This is a genomic window from [Clostridium] clostridioforme AGR2157 (genome assembly GCF_000424325.1).
Lineage (GTDB): Bacteria > Bacillota > Clostridia > Lachnospirales > Lachnospiraceae > Enterocloster > Enterocloster clostridioformis_A.
This window is the reverse complement of the sequence record NZ_AUJR01000004.1, coordinates 30,191-45,854: the sequence shown is the minus strand read 5'-3', so window position 1 is coordinate 45,854 and position 15,664 is coordinate 30,191. Positions and strand designations below refer to the sequence as shown.

Sequence of the window (15,664 nt, the reverse complement as noted above, 5' to 3'; positions counted from 1 at the left end):
TCCTTATAAAGATGATTTTGTGTTCTATATTATAGAACTTCATTCTATATTGTAATAGTATATTATTTTTATAATTACGTCAATGACAATTAAACACAAAATTACAAATCATTTTTGTACATGTTGTATAAGTTAAAAAATAAAACGGTTGAATTATTCTGCTTAAGATGATAAATTACTATTTAGATAACAGGAGGTATATTATGGCAACAACAAAAATCATCCAATCTTTAGAGCGCGCCATGTCCATTTTGGAACTTTTTCAGAACAATGTGGTAGAATTAAGCTTAAAGGACATTTCCGAGAAGTTGGAATTAAATAAAAGTACCACCTTTGGCCTTGTGAACAGTCTTGCGGCACTGGGCTATCTTTTACAGAACGAAGATAATCAAAGGTACTGCCTTGGGCCTAAGATATTGTGCCTCACCAATGCGCTTAAAATGAATAATGTCCTGATACGGATTGCACATCCTTTTCTTGAACAGCTCTCTCACAAATATCATGAAACGGTACACAGTGCAGTACAGTCCGATAACAGCGTCATTTACCTGGATAAAGTAGAATCGGACTCATCTATTTTTATCAACACTCAAATGGGTGTTAAAAACTACATGTATTGTACCGGCGTAGGTAAATGCCTTTTGTCTTACAAAACAGAAGCACAAATTGACCAAATCCTTTCCTTCCCCCTCAAGGCAAAGACATACAATACAATCACCCGGAGAGAAGCGCTATTAAACGAGCTGAAGCTAAGCCGGGAGCGCGGATATTCTATGGATAACGAAGAAATTGAAATTGGTCTCACATGTGTGGGTTTCCCTGTTTTTAAAGGTTTTGAAGATCCTGGCTTTGCCATCAGTATATCCGGAGCAACCGGCAGAATTCTGGACAAATTACATAGTACAGATCTGATCCACGACATGCAGGCTGCTGCCGCAGCAATGTCATGGCAGATCTATAATTATCAGCTTCCTGATGTCAACCTATGAAATGTAGAATACAGAGGTGTATCGAATGCCCGGCTACCATGAACAGCAGGGTATAAAATCAGATCCTTTCCCACTGCCCGCCTCAAGGCAGGCGACCACCCGTGAAAGCTGCTCGTAAGGCAGTTCACTGTCCGCTTCAGCGTGTACCGGTTGATCTTAGAGTACAAATAAATACCCATCTCGGCGGCATACACCGTCCCCGGCTCGATCTCCGAACTGCCGCAGCACTGCGCCGTGACATACCCGCTCCCCTTCACGATATCGTCATAGGTGAACGGATACTCCACTCCCGCCTTCGTCGTGACCTTCCCCGTCCAGTAAAAGTTTCGGGTGTTCTCCTGCACCGCCTGCAGGAATTCCTTGCTCACCAGATACAAGAAACCACCTTCTTTCCATCAAAAAAGCACCAGCCAACTAAATGACTGCTGCTTGTCCTTAAATATTCATAAATCACTTCAAAAACATATCGGCTATACCGCTAATGCCATATCTGGAAGCAATTTCTTGTAATCCCTCTTTGACTTCATCCCGACCGAAATCATTTTCCTCTAAAAATTCATCGGGTTTTATTCAGATAAGAATAAATCCGGATCTTTATAATCCAAATCCTCCGTAATTTCAAACACTGCGTTTTCTACCTCGTTGATTTATCCTTCGTCCACCATTTTCAGCAAAGCATCCAGTATAAGGACACTTCTGCCGTGTTTGGTGTTCATACCAAGGATACGAACATAATGGAAGCCGGAGAACAGACCGGACTTGAAGTAATGCATATTGTCGGGCTTCATCAGCGCCACCATCATATTGATGATGTGCCGGTGTGTACGGAACTGGCCGTTTTCACCGGCAGCGGCAATTTTACCGAGAAGGTACTCGTAAACATCGCCCATAATATCCTTGTTGTTCATATCCATGGCATCAATACCATCAACAACCTTGGCAAGCACCTTTGCCGTAGGGATCAGAAACACAGTGTCTTTCATATAGAGGCTGAAAGCAGTATCCTTACCTTCACCGATGGTATTGATGAACGGAAACACATAGGTTTGGATATTGGTCAGCATCTGGCCAGGTTCAAAGTTGTGAAACACATTCCAGCGAAGGTTTTTGTACTCTGTTTCCACACGTGGGCTCTCGCTGATCACACAAATCCTGGAACACCTTGCTTTTCATTTCTCCAATAATCATATCGTAATATCCGGATTGTTTTTTACTTGTTTTTCTGCTCCAATGCCAGCCCAATCAACCGATCTGCATGGTCTGCCATGAACAGTGGAATATTCAGTACATCATCGTCCAGCTTCAGATTATCCAGAGAGAACCGTACACGGAGCTTCACTTGATCTGGGAACAGCTCCTTGAATTTCTTGAGACTCTTGCTGGTGGTGTTGGTCTCGGATTTGACCTCTACAGGGAAAATGTCATTTTCTCTCTGAATGAGGAAATCTACCTCGTAAGGAGGATTGTTCTGGCTCCAGTATCGGGGAATCACTTCAAACTGCGTGATTAAGGTCTGAAGCACAAAGTCCTCGGTAAGAGCGCCTTTGAATTCCGTGAACAGGCGGTTGCCTTCACCAAAGGCTGTAGGAGCCAGCTGCGCCAGACGGCGAAGCAGACCCACATCCACCAGATAAATCTTAAAGGCGGAAAGGTCATCGTAGGCAGCCACAGGCAGGCCGGGAGCGGAGCTGCGGTAGATTTTGTGCACCAGACGGGCATCTACCAGCCACTGCAGGGCATCTTCGTATTCACGGGCTCTTGCACCCTCTTTGACAACTTTGTAGATAAACTTCTTGTTTTCTCTTGCCAGCTGAGACGGTATGGATTTCCAAATCATAGAGATCTTCGGGAACTCACTGATATTGGGATGCTTGGCAAAATCCCGCTCGTAGGCACCAATGATCCCGGACAGGGCTTCCTGCATGGCAGCTACATCCCGTGCCTCCGTCCACATCAGAACGGATTCGGGCATACCGCCGGTCACATAGTACATCTTGAGTTTTTCATAAAGAGGATTAAAGAAAGCATCGGGGATCGGCTCAATGGTGTCAACAGTCTCCAAATACTTCGCCAAATTCTCATCACCGTTGGCGAGCAGGAATTCAATAAAGGTCATAGGATGGATCTGCATGAAGTTGACCTTGCCCACAGGGAAAGACGAAGGTTTCATCTGGGCAATTCCCAACAGAGAACCGGCACAGGCAATGTGATACTGCGGCGCATTCTCGCAGAAATACTTCATGGAGTTGATGACCTTGAGGCAGTCCTGTACCTCATCGAAGATGATGAGTGTCTTTTCCGGTATTATCTTCTGACCGCTGGCCAGCATCAGATTCTGCAAAATCCGATCTACATCCTTGGTGGTTTCAAAGAACTGCTTATATTCCTCATTTTCATCAAAGTTAAAATAGGCGGTATTTTCATAATAGCGTCTGCCAAATTCTTTAAGAATCCAGGTCTTGCCCACCTGACGCACGCCTTTTAATATCAGAGGCTTGCGGTAGGGTGGCATCTCGGAAATATAAAACTCTCTTATAAACAGCGACCAAAAAAGCCGTGTCAGACATATACCTGACACGGCTTGACGGACTGTATTTTTTGATAATAAACCTATGTAATAAAGATGACATTTATCACCGTTATATTAGTTTTAAACAGCCTCTCTTCCCATATACAACAAAGTCCCGTCTGCTTTTTTCGAGAATTTGGCAAAAAATTCATCATAAGCAATCCAGCTTTCCCTTGGATAATTGGCATGGGACATATTCCTGACAGTTCCTACTGTCAACATAGGCGTACCTTTTTTATTTAAGTATACATAATAATGAATCTCACCACATTGATAACATCTTGGACAGTTATCTAATCCATAAATAGCCATTAAATTTTCCAGAAAAGCAGCAATATCTTCCGTAACTTTATATTCCAACTTTCCATTTTCCTTATCTACGCAAAGCCAGTCATTCTCTCCAAACAGGAACAAGTAAGGCACTTGTGGATTGATACTTTTTGGAAGTGGGAAATCATGATCGGGATCTTTAATTGCCGACCATGGTGAAACTGCTGCAAATACATCTGGGGCGCGAAGTGCCAATTCAGAAGTCATCATTCCCCCACTGGATTGCCCACAGGCATAAATCCGCTCTACATCAATAACATACCGTTTTTTTACGTCACGGATCATCTCAAGGATAAATGCTACATCATCAATCCGTTCATTCATATAGGAACCATTCCAAAGAAGCACATTCCGTATCCCCTCAGGACGCTGCTGATGTACACTGGCCTCCGGGAACAACACAATAAAATCACGTTCTTCAGCAACGCAGTTCATTCCTGACATATCCATAAAGCTTTCTGCGTTCCCTCCCCGTCCATGCATATTAACAATTAATGGCACTGGTTTCTTCGCCGTCTTCACATGATCTGGCACGTATTCATACCATAACCGGGTAAAACCGTCAATTTCTATTGTATGCAGTTCGGCTCCGTAATCCTCTGGCTTTTTAAAATTACGCAGGACCTTGCTGCCAAAGCAGCGGTGACGCCTTGCTTTTCCAATATAAGCCCAGACGGTTTCAAAGAACTCTTCTGTCAGGATGCCTGAATATTGGTTAGTAACACGAACCTGGGAAACCTTCTCTTCATTGACTGTACTTTTTTTGCAGATTGCAGACGGGAAATAAATCTCACTTGCATCAGCGTTAGAAAAGGCTTCATTTGTGGTATCGTTTTGTTTTTTCCAGTAACCGCAAACTTCTGCGTTATACCCCGTATTCGCAGACCATGCCATCCACACGGGAAGCTGTGCTTTTTCAGCACTTATGGAAAGTTCAACTTTCCCCATATTGCTATTTGCTTTCTGTGTTAGGGATGCATTTAAAAGCGCTTCTTTTTCCAAATCGCCAAAGGTAGCCAACCCAGACCACTCACTGGTCATTTTCATTGCCGCCTGCTGTGCAATGGATGCTCCTTTTCCAATTCCAAACGCATAAATATTATCCTGTATCGTAACATAATATTTCCTGGACTGGACCTGGATATAAACCTGATTCATATAATCTGCATCTGTACCATCCAGATTCCATAAGCCATTTGGTTCAAGAATATAAAGGAACACGTTTTCTTTTTCTGCAAATTTTTCCCAGAAACCATTTTCCATAAATTCCAGGATCTGTACGCCATCCGAAGGGGCGATGATTAAACAAGGCTGATTATAGGTTAAGCCGGGAGTAATATAGGTATAAAAAGCCCTTTCTTTTCCATGAACTTCCACGGTTTCACGAAACAGCCCGGATACCAGGCATTTTTTCATATTAGAGGAATCAATGGGAAAACTGCTCATATCTTTAGGAAATTCTTTGATGTTCAGCATAACTTTTTTCTCCCTTCAGCATACTAAAACATAGGGAATACGGTCATAATCCAACCTACCGATACGATACACAATATTAACGCCGGAACAAAGGACTGTTTAACTAAAGATTTCAGGTTGTAACCTCCGGCAGACATGCACATGGGAACCGCCGGTGTTGCCATCGGGGTCATAAAAGAACTAAGGCAGGCCGATTGCACTAGGATAATGATTCCTATTGGATTTGCCTCCATCGCTTTGCAGGCGAGAATGGCAATAGGAATAAATATAATCATAACTGTCCTGTTCATCATAATTTGTGTAAGCAGGAACGGTACAACAAAGAACATAAATCCTATAATATACGGATTATTGATGCGGTTTGCCACATCTGCAAGACGGCCTCCTACGACTTCTCCCGCACCGGACTGGGATAATGCGCCTCCCATAGCCAGGGAACCTACAAATAAAAGTACCATGGGCAGATTAACTGCTGCAATCGCCTCTTTTTCAGATAAGACGCCAAATAAAACCATGCTAAGGGCTCCGGCAAAGCAGATAACCCATGTGGCAAGCCCTAATTGGGATTGGAGAATCAATGCCAATGTGGTCAAAATAAAGATTATGTAGCCAGCCCGTTCCTGAAATGCCGGGAGAGCCGCTTTATTATCTTTTCTTGCCTCAATGCTTCCTGTATGTACAACCGGCTCATTTGGCGCAAATTGGGGAGCAAGGAAAATACAATACAGGGAAATGGCAATCAGCATAGGAAAACGTGCCTTCATCGGGTCAGTGAGCGCTACCGTAAAGGCCGTATATTCATTTGCTTCCAAATAACCGTTCAATTCTGCAAACTGGGTAGCTCCGCTTCCACAAGGCAGGACGGAAATGGTCGCAATCCCAATCATCGCTAAGGGAAACAGTGTTTTCGACGGGCTGATTTTTAACTCTTCACAGCTTGCGATCATCATCGGAGCCATAATCCCAAAAACAACGACAGAACTTTGGATAAACTGGGATAATATTACCGTAATTAACACATATCCGAACATCATCATAGTCAGTGAACCATGAGAAATTTTATTTACGCTGGAAGCACATTTTTTGACAAACTGCGTGCGGTTAAACCCTGCTGCAACAACGAACATAGAAACCATCATGATACCATTAGCATTACCAAAGTACTCAAGGGCAGTATTCGGATCTAAACATCCGGTCAGGACAAAAGCCAGCATACTCAGCAATGCCGTCAGGCCCATGGGAATTTTACCTATGATATAACTGAGCAAGGTAATCAAACAAATGATCAGACAAATCGTTAAACTTGACATTCTTAGCTCCTTCCCAAATTTTCTTTTGCTTGTTACACGGACATTGGTAATACCCTATACGTATCTGCAAACATGATCTACAGCAATATCTGAAAATCCATAGGCTTCTGCCTTTGTCATTTTGCCATTGCAAATATCCTGGATCACATGGAGCAATTCTTCACCACATTCCTGAAAGGTTTTTGTGCCTTTGATAATCGCACTTAAATCCACATCCATATTATCTTCCATTTTCTGATAAGTAACAGCATTGGCCGTTACTTTAAGTACCGGAACGATAGCATTACCTGTAGGAGTTCCCCTGCCAGTTGTAAAAATGACAGCATTGCATCCTCCAGCTGCCATAGAAGTCACCGAAGAAATATCATAACCAGCAGTATCCATAACGATTGCCCCCTGTTCCGTCGGGGGGTCTGCCTGGGCCAAAACCTGGACGATGGGACGTGTTCCGCCCTTACGGATACATCCAAGGCTTTTCTCATCTAACGTAGACAGTCCTCCCGCTTTATTGCCAGGAGTAGGCTGACCAGCCCGGCAATCCTGTCCGGCTGCCTTTAAATGCTCTTCATAATCTTTGCAGATCTGGATGATTTGATTGTGAATTTCCGGTGTTGCCGCCCGCTTTGCAACAATATGCTCACCACCGATCCATTCAATAGATTCACTCATAATAGTAGACGCACCTAAATCAACCAGCCGGTCACTGAGTTCCCCTACAGCCGGATTGCTGGCTATCCCGGAAGTTGCGTCCGAACCGCCGCATTCAATGCCAAGAAGCAGTTCTGAAATATCACAAAGTTCTTTTTGCTGCATAGCTGCTTCTGATGCTATCTCCCTGGCTGCACGCACTGCTTTTTCAATGGTTTTTAACGTTCCCCCTTCTTCCTGGATGCCAAAGGAAACAACCGGCTTGCTGGTCATGGCCTGGATTTTTTCCCTGAGTTTGTTATGAGGTACTGTTTCACATCCCAAGCCAATGATTACAACGCCATATACATTAGGGTTGCAGGCAAAACCAGTTAATACCTTCTGTGACATAGCAGTATTGGCGGCCACATCTGAACACCCGGTATTAAACACGATGTTCACAGCTCCCCGTACTTGGCTTGCAACAATTCTTGCGCTTTCGCTTCCGCAAGCACACGTTGGAAGTATCAGGACATGGTTTCGGATTCCAGCCCGTCCTTCTTTTCTCTTATATCCCCAAAATTGCACATTATCTCCTCCTTGCTATTTAATGAATTCATTTTCATAGTCACGTGGGATACTATAAATGTTTTTGTGTGAAACCCAGGTTCCTTTTGCCACAGGCTGCGAAGTTTTTCCGATCAATTCCCCATATTTAAGCACTTCGGCACCTTCTTCTAAATCCACTAAAGCAATTTTATGGCAAAATGGAATCGTTTCTTCTGCCATGACGCTGCACATTTCATCTCCGCGCCGATAAATCACCTGATTTCCTGCTGTCACTTCAGTTACACAAGTAACAACATTGTCTTTCGGGTCCATAAGCAATGCATTAATTCTTAAAATGTCCATAGGACATTCTCCCTTCTTTTAAATCAAATTTATTTTCTTTCTGTCTTTACTTTATCATGAAAATAGTATATAATCAATTTTATAGATTTTATATTAATATAAATGGAATTAATAATATGCAGCAGGATTTTAAGTATCTCTATCAGTTATATCAAGACGGAAGTTTTTCAAAAGCCTCTGAAAATTTATATCTCACCCAACCGGCATTAAGCATTGCTGTCCAGAAAATAGAAGCCTCTATCGGAATGCCTCTCTTTGACCGGAGCAAGCGCCCGCTGAAACTGACCCAGGCAGGTGAGATCTATATTCAGGCTATTAAAAAAATGCAAGATCTGGAATATGATCTGGAACAGCAGATCCATGATATCCAGACATTAAATTCCGGGAACATCCGTTTAGGCGGTTCCCATTACTTAAATGCTTATATTCTTCCCCCGATATTATCCGGGTTTTCCAGGGAATATCCTGGCATCCAATTTGAGATTATTGAAGAAAGCTCCGATGTGTTATCGGATATGTTATCGGAACGAAAAATAGATCTGACCTTTAGCTGTGACCCCACATTCATGGAAGATTTTGAACGTTATGAAATTTTTTACGATCATATTTTGCTGGCTGTCCCTAAAAACCATCCCATAAACCAGGAAGTGTACCAAGCGGCCTTAAGCCCCTCTGATATTATTCAAAAAAAACACCTGGAACCATCATGCCCTGCAGTTCCCCTTAAAAAATTCCACGACTTGGAATATATTTTGTTAACACCTGGAAATAACCTTTATGACCGGGCGCTAAAGTTCTTCCAGGAAGCTGGTTTTGAACCAAAGATAAAATTAAAGCAATCCCAACTAGCTACCGCATATCATTTGGCAGCGAATGATTTCGCGGCTACATTCATCAGCGATCTCATGATCCGGAATACGGAAGTTCCTCTGTTGTTTTATAAAATAAATTCCGATCTGGCAAAACGATTATTTTACCTACTTTTGCCAAACCGGAATTATACTTCCTTTGCGGTAAAACAATTTATCCAGTATTTTTTGGTGAATTTTTAATAGCTGTGTAACTAAATATCCAGTACAGCATGATATCCCCAATAAACCGCATTTGTAATCGTAGAAACTTTCGCTGCATCCCCGATTACTGCAGTATAAGGGGCTGCATCCCTAAGTTCTTCTACGGTTTCCGTCCTGAAACGCTGTCCAAGTGCACAGATAACTGAAGAACCTGGCACTAATTGTTTCTCTCCATTTTTATGCTCACAAAAAAACCGTCGGCTGTGACTTCCAGCCCCTTACAGTTTATGTGAACCGTTACATATTTTTTCAATCTCTTTTAACAGCAATGGGCGATGCCTTACATTGGCATCTGATGCCAATGTATCACTAGCCAGATACCTAATGCGCCCTGTGTAGTGTCGCAATACTGTGTCTATTGCTTCCGGCTCTCCGGCGATAGCTTTCTCAATAACTTTAAAAGGTATCAGCTTCTTATTCCTCATGCTTTGTTTTCTCCAATTTCTTTCTTAACTGCTTCAACGCCGCAAATTTCCAGTAGTTTGCTGTGCTTCTGCTCCGTCCGCAGCAATAACCTCTTGCCCGTTCACAACACTTCCCGCTTCTGTTTTCGTCCAAAATCGCGGTATGCGTTAATTGCCGCATTACGGAGAACAACTTTACAGAAAGCAGCAAAGGTGTACTCAATATGCTTCATGAATTGTTCGGAATACCTCATAAAAAATGGCGGCTGTTCTAAGCCGCCATTTGAGGTATAAAGGACATGAAAATTTGTTTGCTTGACGACGGCTTTTTTCTATTGCCGTCGTCCGGCAATCTGCTTCATTCCTCCAATAATATGTACAAAATCGTTACAGTATTTAGAGGATAGCTCCATTTGTGAGGTGAATGAGGGGATCTGTCTTGAGTATATACAGTTCAAAACCGGTAAAAAAATCAACAGTTTCCGGGGCACAACTCTTGACCGAAACCTGAACCGCCGCATGAAGCCCCTCCATGAAACACGCTCTAACCCCACTAACCAAACGATGCAATGATTTTTTGAAATATACGCTGCCTACAGCGCATACTTCCCGCGCTTCACAAACCTCCCGGCCTTTTCTACCACCACCTGATGGTCCTTCACCACCTGGGTTCCCCGCAGGAACACGCTCTCTACGCGGGCAGTCAGTTTCCTTCCCTCAAAGGGGGCATAGTCCACATTCTGCACCTGGTCCGCTGCCGTGACCGTATCCTCTACACCGGTACGCATGACAACGATATCCGCGTCGCTTCCAGGGGCAATGACTCCCTTTTCGGGGTACATTCCATAGAGCTTGGCAGGATTTTCCGACAGCAGCTGGCACATCTTTTCCCTGGTAATCTTTCCCGTGTCCACGCCATAGGTATAGAGCAGCGTGCCCCTTGTCTCGACCCCGGGCATACCTCCCGGAATCTTGGTAAAGTCATCCCTGCCAAGTGCTTTCTGCGCTGTGGTAAAGCTGCAGTGGTCCGTGGACACGGTCTGGATGGTCCCGTCCGCCAGAGCCCTCCACAGGCACTGGGAATCCTCCGGTTTCCTCAAAGGAGGCGCGCACACATATTTTGCCCCTTCCATGCCCGTAAGCCCGTACAGGCTGTCATCCATAAGCAGATACTGGGGGCAGGTCTCGGCATATACCTTCTGGCCCCTTTTCCTGGCCTCCATAATGACGTCGCAGCCCTCCCGGCAGGTAAGGTGCACCACAATCACAGGGATATCCGCCACCTCTGCCAGCCTGAGCAGCCTGTAAATGGCCTCTGCCTCGGCGGCAGCGGGCCGGGTGGCCGGGTGGCTTTCCACGCCCATCCTTCCGGCAGCCTTTGCCTCTGCCTGCAGGGCAGCTATCATGCCGCTGTTCTCACAGTGAACACCGGTGATTCCTCCCACCTCCTTAAGCCTGCGCAGGATTTCGAAGATGGTTTTGTCGTCCACCTGGGTATCGTATGTCATGTACAGCTTAAATGAGGTGATTCCCTCTTCCATCATGTCGTCCAGTTCCCTGCTGACCGATGGGTTCCAGTCCGATATGGACATGTGGAATCCGTAATCGCAGGAGCACCTGCCGTCCGCTTTTTCATGCCAGTTCCTGAGGCCGTCGGCCAGGCTCTCCCCTGTGTACTGTGTTCCGAAGTCCACGATGGTGGTGGTGCCGCCCCTGACAGCCGCCTTGGTTCCCGTGGCAAAATCATCTGCCGTGACAGTTCCCGCCACATGGAGGTCAAAATGGGTGTGCGCATCAATAAATCCCGGAAAGAGAAGGCAGCCTTCCACATCCACAACCCGGGTATCCTTGTCTGCCAGATGCCCGATTTCCTCCCCGGTTCCCACTGCCGCCACCTTTTCCCCGTCAATGAGCACATCTGCCTTGAAACTGCCGCTTCCGCCAACAACAATTCCGCCTTTTAATACCTGCTTCATATCCATCACTCTCCTGTTCCGTCTGTCAATATAAATATATTTCCCAGCTTGCTTTCCTTCTGCCATGGCCTTCAGACGTGTTACCCTTGAGCAGTAACTGCCATGGCCTTCAGCCGTTCCCCGTCAATCCGGTACACGGTCCAGTCACTCATGGCCTGGGCGCCCATCCCCAGATAAAAGTCAATGCTTGGCTTATTCCAGTCCAGACACCACCACTCCAGACGTCCGCAGCCCCGCTCCACTGCAATGGCTGCCAGCCGGTTCAAAAAGGCGGTTCCGAAGCCCTGGCCCCGGTACTCCGGACGCACATACAAGTCCTCCAGATAAATGCCGGACCTGCCCAAGAATGTGGAGAAATTATGGAAGAACAGCGCAAATCCAACTTCCTCCCCATCCTTCATCCCCAGAATCACCTCTGCCTTTTCCTTTTCAAACAGCCACTGATTCAGCAGCTCCTCTGTAGCCACCACCTGGTCCAGCATTCCCTCGTAATCAGCCAGCTCTTTTATGAACCTGAGAATCAGGGGTACGTCCTGAGGTTCTGCAAACCGGAATTCAATGGCCTTATCCGTCATTCTATGTCCCATTCTATGCTCCATTCTATGCTCCATTCCATGCTCTGTCTCATCAAGGGTGTTGTCCATGATGTCATCTCCTTATGTGAAACAAGCGAAAAGCAGGCAGACTGCCTTTCGCTGTTCATTTCCAATGTTATTTTTACTTCTTCTTTGAATAATAAGTGTCATCCATGGGAAGCGCTGTCCTCAGGATATGGTCCTTTGCGTAATAAGCTCCCTGTGCCGCCGGGGCAGTGGGTATGGTGGCAATCTCCCCGATTCCCTTTGCGCCGTATGCAAAGGGCAGCAGCTCTTCCTTCTCCACGTAAATCGCATGGATATCAGGAATCTGGGTGGAGCGCATCAGCCCCAGGGTGCCGTATTTTGCCTGGGGAACACCGTTCTTTAGCGGGAAGTCCTCGGTCAGGGCATAGCCCAGTCCCATGAGCACGCCGCCTTCAATCTGTCCCTGTATTGAAATGGGGTTCACTACCTTTCCGGAGTCATGGGCAGCATACACTTCCTTTACCCTGCCGTCGTCGTCCAGCACCACCACATGGGTTGCGAATCCGTAAGCCACATGGCTCTTTGGATTGGGTACATCCGCCCCCAGCTTATCGGTTGGGTCGAAGAATTCCGCAAAGAATTCACGGCCTTCCAGCTGGCTTAAGTCCCCTCCTGCTTCCTGCAGCGCTTCATTCAGGTCAGCTGCTGCCATCCTGATTGCCTCGCCCGTAATCAGGGTCTGACGGGAACCGGACGTGGTTCCCGAATCAGGAGCCACCTCGGAATTGGCCCCCATATTCCTGACCAGTTCCTTCCCAAGGCCGGTTGCCTCGGCAACCATCTGTACGAATACAGTGGCGCATCCCTGTCCGATATCAGATGCAGCGCTGTACAATTCAATCCTTCCGTCATGCACCGCCAGCTTTGCCCGGCCCTTATCAGGAAGGCCCACGCCCACTCCTGCATTCTTCATGGCACAGGCGATTCCTGCCCTGCCGGGATTGCTCTCATAGGCGTCCTTTACAGCCAGAAGGGTTTCCTTAAGGGCTGTGGAGCAGTCTGCAACCTGTCCGTTGGGAAGCACTTTGCCCGGTTCAATGGCATTGCGGTAGCGGATTTCCCATGGGGAAATGCCCACCTTCTCCGCCAAAAGGTTGATGTTGGATTCCAGCGCAAACTCGCTCTGGCACACACCAAAGCCACGGAACGCGCCTGCCGGCGGATTATTGGTATAGTAACCAAATCCCCTGATATCCGTATTCTGATAGCAGTAAGGTCCTACGGAGTGGGTGCACGCCCTCTCAAGCACAGGTCCGCACAGGGACGCATAGGCGCCTGTATCAAAATAAATCTCACAATCCAATCCTGTAAAGATACCGTTCTCATCGCATCCAAGGGTAAATGTGCCCTCCATGGCATGGCGCTTGGGATGGAAGCTTAAGGATTCCTGTCTGGAGAATACCACCTTTACCGGCCTCTGCACCTTAAGGGCTGCAAGGGCTGCTATGTGCTGCGTGGAAACATCCTCCTTGCCGCCGAAGCCGCCGCCTACCAGCTTGTTCTCCACCACCACACGGTCCGGGTCCCAGCCCAGCATAATGGAAATTTCCTTCCTGGTATCGTAGACGCCCTGGTCCGTGGAATATACCTTCACTCCATCCTTGTAAGGAAAAGCGACTGCGCATTCCGGTTCCAGGAAAGCGTGCTCGGTAAAGGGCGTGCGGTAAGACTGGGTCACCACATACCTGGAATTCTCCAGGGCCTTCTTCGCATCCCCCCGGGTAACGTGGCGGCTCTGGCACAGATTGCCCTTCTCATGCACCTTGGGCGCATCCTCTGCCATGGCCTCCCGGATGGAGCACACAGGTGTCAGCTCCTCATAGTCTATCTTCACCATCCTCTTTGCCTTTTCCAGGATGTCCCTGGACTCGGCAACCACCAGACAGATGGCATCGCCCACACAGCGGGTAATATCCCCTTTCGCAATCATTACATCCCAGTCCTGCTGGAGATGCCCCACCTTGTTGTTGGGAACATCCTCGGCCGTGAGCACGGCCAGCACGCCAGGAAGGGCCGCGGCCTTCTCATAGTTGATATCCAGCACCCGCGCCCTGGGATATAGGGAGCGGACAGCCGATGCATATACCATACCCTCCATCTCCACGTCATCCGGGTACTCGCCGTAGCCCAGCACCTTCTCCCGCACATCCAGGCGGAATGCCCGCTTTCCTACGCCGTACTCATCTCCCTTTTCAAGGGACTCCTCAATCCGGGCATCCCCCCGCAGGATGGCTGCCGTAAGCTGGATGCCTTCAATGATTTTCTTATAGCCGGTACAGCGGCAGATATTCCCCTTTAACGCAACCTTGATTTCCTCCTCAGTGGGGTCCGGCACACGGTCAATCAATGCCTTTCCGGCCATCACCATGCCCGGCGTACAGAATCCGCACTGCACGGAGCCCATTGCCCCAAAGGCGTACACAAAGGCTTCCTTCTCAGCGTCGCTTAATCCCTCTGTTGTAATAATGTTCTTGCCGGCCGCCCTCCTGGTGGTCAGGACACAGGACTTGACCGCCTTTCCATCCACCACAATGGTACATGTTCCGCAGGCGCCCTCGCTGCATCCGTCCTTGACAGAATGAAGGCGAAGGTCGTCCCTCAGATAGCGCAGCAGCGGTTTATCCTCGCTGGTACAGCGTTTTACTCCATTTACCGTAAAACAATAGCTCTCTCCCATTTTATGCCTCCTGCCTCTACGCCTTTACTGTGAAAATGCCGTCGGCATCCAGTATGATTCCCCTTGGACATTTGACCGCACACATACCGCAGGCGATACACTTTGCTTCATCGATGACCGCGTGGTTATTCTCTATCCTGATTGCATCCGCCGGACAGTTCTTCACGCAGATACCGCAGGCAATACAGCCCACCAAGCAATTCTTCCTTGTCTGCGCTCCTGCATCCTGATTCACACATGCCGGGTAAACCGGATATTCCGGCGTGGTAATGCGTATCAGACCCTGGGGACAGGCTTTTACGCACAGCCCGCAGCCCACACATTTGCCCCGATCCACCTCTGCAATCCCAAGGCCGTTTATATGGACGGCATCCATCTTACAGGCAGCCACGCAGCTGCCCATGCCCAGACATCCCCATTTACATTTCAGTATGCCGTCCGGATGCTCTGCCATAACCTGCCTGCAATCCCCTGTCAGGCCCTCCCGCAAAGTGGCTGCCACTGCATGACAGCCCCCAAAGCATTGCACCACAGCTACTTTTTTATTGCGCTTTTGTGCCATTTTGTTCTTCTCCTTTTATTCTCATCAAAGAATAACGTTACTCCCACATTTTCATTGAGGACTCCTTTGTACGGCAATTCGCACATTTATTTCCGCGGGCAACGAGCCGGGCGGACACGCTGGTATGTCCATCTGG

Annotated in this window: 15 protein-coding genes and 1 pseudogene; 2 read left to right on the top strand and 14 right to left on the bottom strand. The window is 47.1% G+C overall.

What is annotated here, in order from left to right:
- The first annotated feature begins 203 nt into the window (after positions 1–203).
- Positions 204–989 (top strand): IclR family transcriptional regulator, encoded by a 786-nt coding sequence (locus G614_RS0101310; RefSeq protein ID WP_027640473.1) that lies wholly within the window; start codon positions 204–206, stop codon positions 987–989.
- Here G614_RS0101310 and G614_RS0101305 read toward each other — a convergent pair.
- From G614_RS0101305 to G614_RS0101275, 8 genes are all read right to left on the bottom strand, one after another.
- Entirely contained in the window at positions 965–1,357 is a 393-nt protein-coding gene (locus tag G614_RS0101305) for a hypothetical protein (protein ID WP_242827979.1), read from the bottom strand. The two genes, G614_RS0101310 and G614_RS0101305, sit on opposite strands and share 25 nt — an antisense overlap.
- Positions 1,358–1,439: 82 nt before the next feature.
- On the bottom strand, positions 1,440–1,559 hold the full coding sequence (locus tag G614_RS34895) for a DUF6483 family protein (RefSeq protein ID WP_420341519.1): 120 nt from the start codon (positions 1,557–1,559) through the stop codon (positions 1,440–1,442).
- Positions 1,560–1,636: 77 nt separating this feature from the next.
- A complete protein-coding gene (locus tag G614_RS0101300) occupies positions 1,637–2,113 on the bottom strand; it encodes an N-6 DNA methylase (protein ID WP_155245011.1) in 477 nt (158 codons plus the stop codon).
- An 86-nt stretch (positions 2,114–2,199) separates the two neighbouring features.
- Entirely contained in the window at positions 2,200–3,501 is a 1,302-nt protein-coding gene (locus G614_RS0101295; protein WP_044917316.1) for an ATP-binding protein, read from the bottom strand.
- 138 nt (positions 3,502–3,639) lie between these two features.
- The gene (locus G614_RS0101290) at positions 3,640–5,364 is read right to left on the bottom strand and encodes an alpha/beta hydrolase family esterase (protein ID WP_027640469.1); all 1,725 of its coding nucleotides are present in this window, start codon (positions 5,362–5,364) and stop codon (positions 3,640–3,642) included.
- A gap of 23 nt (positions 5,365–5,387) precedes the next feature.
- Positions 5,388–6,674, bottom strand: coding sequence for an SLC13 family permease (locus G614_RS0101285; RefSeq protein ID WP_027640468.1), 1,287 nt, complete (start codon positions 6,672–6,674; stop codon positions 5,388–5,390).
- Positions 6,675–6,728: 54 nt separating this feature from the next.
- Positions 6,729–7,889: a UxaA family hydrolase gene (locus tag G614_RS0101280; RefSeq protein ID WP_027640467.1), complete on the bottom strand. Its 1,161-nt coding sequence runs from the start codon at positions 7,887–7,889 to the stop codon at positions 6,729–6,731.
- A gap of 15 nt (positions 7,890–7,904) precedes the next feature.
- On the bottom strand, positions 7,905–8,213 hold the full coding sequence (locus G614_RS0101275; protein ID WP_027640466.1) for a UxaA family hydrolase: 309 nt from the start codon (positions 8,211–8,213) through the stop codon (positions 7,905–7,907).
- A gap of 116 nt (positions 8,214–8,329) precedes the next feature.
- On the opposite strand from G614_RS0101275, the gene G614_RS0101270 reads away from it, so the two are divergent.
- Positions 8,330–9,265, top strand: coding sequence for a LysR family transcriptional regulator (locus G614_RS0101270; RefSeq protein WP_027640465.1), 936 nt, complete (start codon positions 8,330–8,332; stop codon positions 9,263–9,265).
- Positions 9,266–9,504: 239 nt separating this feature from the next.
- Here the strand turns inward: G614_RS0101270 and G614_RS33495 are convergent, their stop codons facing one another.
- The 6 genes and pseudogenes from G614_RS33495 to G614_RS0101245 all read right to left on the bottom strand — a co-directional run bounded on the left by G614_RS33495 (position 9,505) and on the right by G614_RS0101245 (position 15,528).
- A complete protein-coding gene (locus tag G614_RS33495) occupies positions 9,505–9,711 on the bottom strand; it encodes a helix-turn-helix domain-containing protein (RefSeq protein WP_080664452.1) in 207 nt (68 codons plus the stop codon).
- A 107-nt stretch (positions 9,712–9,818) separates the two neighbouring features.
- Positions 9,819–9,944, bottom strand: a pseudogene (locus G614_RS34140) (sigma-70 family RNA polymerase sigma factor); the annotation flags it as partial.
- A gap of 339 nt (positions 9,945–10,283) precedes the next feature.
- Positions 10,284–11,666 (bottom strand): dihydropyrimidinase, encoded by a 1,383-nt coding sequence (hydA, locus tag G614_RS0101260; protein WP_027640464.1) that lies wholly within the window; start codon positions 11,664–11,666, stop codon positions 10,284–10,286.
- 80 nt (positions 11,667–11,746) lie between these two features.
- Positions 11,747–12,310, bottom strand: a complete 564-nt coding sequence (locus G614_RS0101255; protein ID WP_027640463.1) for a GNAT family N-acetyltransferase — start codon at positions 12,308–12,310, stop codon at positions 11,747–11,749.
- Positions 12,311–12,383: 73 nt separating this feature from the next.
- Complete coding sequence (gene xdh / locus G614_RS0101250) at positions 12,384–14,966, bottom strand: selenium-dependent xanthine dehydrogenase (protein WP_027640462.1); 2,583 nt, start codon at positions 14,964–14,966, stop codon at positions 12,384–12,386.
- Between the two features lie 16 nt (positions 14,967–14,982).
- On the bottom strand, positions 14,983–15,528 hold the full coding sequence (locus G614_RS0101245; RefSeq protein ID WP_027640461.1) for a 4Fe-4S binding protein: 546 nt from the start codon (positions 15,526–15,528) through the stop codon (positions 14,983–14,985).
- Positions 15,529–15,664: the final 136 nt, after the last annotated feature.

Excerpts from the sequence above, each read along its gene's own strand:
- G614_RS0101310 (WP_027640473.1), top strand. The coding sequence starts at position 204 with ATGGCAACAACAAAAATCATCCAATCTTTAGAGCGCGCCATGTCCATT.
- G614_RS0101295 (WP_044917316.1), bottom strand. The coding sequence starts at position 3,501 with ATGCCACCCTACCGCAAGCCTCTGATATTAAAAGGCGTGCGTCAGGTG.
- G614_RS0101290 (WP_027640469.1), bottom strand. The coding sequence starts at position 5,364 with ATGCTGAACATCAAAGAATTTCCTAAAGATATGAGCAGTTTTCCCATT.
- G614_RS0101285 (WP_027640468.1), bottom strand. The coding sequence starts at position 6,674 with ATGTCAAGTTTAACGATTTGTCTGATCATTTGTTTGATTACCTTGCTC.
- G614_RS0101275 (WP_027640466.1), bottom strand. The coding sequence starts at position 8,213 with ATGGACATTTTAAGAATTAATGCATTGCTTATGGACCCGAAAGACAAT.
- G614_RS0101270 (WP_027640465.1), top strand. The coding sequence starts at position 8,330 with ATGCAGCAGGATTTTAAGTATCTCTATCAGTTATATCAAGACGGAAGT.
- G614_RS33495 (WP_080664452.1), bottom strand. The coding sequence starts at position 9,711 with ATGAGGAATAAGAAGCTGATACCTTTTAAAGTTATTGAGAAAGCTATC.
- hydA (WP_027640464.1), bottom strand. The coding sequence starts at position 11,666 with ATGAAGCAGGTATTAAAAGGCGGAATTGTTGTTGGCGGAAGCGGCAGT.
- G614_RS0101255 (WP_027640463.1), bottom strand. The coding sequence starts at position 12,310 with ATGGACAACACCCTTGATGAGACAGAGCATGGAATGGAGCATAGAATG.
- xdh (WP_027640462.1), bottom strand. The coding sequence starts at position 14,966 with ATGGGAGAGAGCTATTGTTTTACGGTAAATGGAGTAAAACGCTGTACC.
- G614_RS0101245 (WP_027640461.1), bottom strand. The coding sequence starts at position 15,528 with ATGGCACAAAAGCGCAATAAAAAAGTAGCTGTGGTGCAATGCTTTGGG.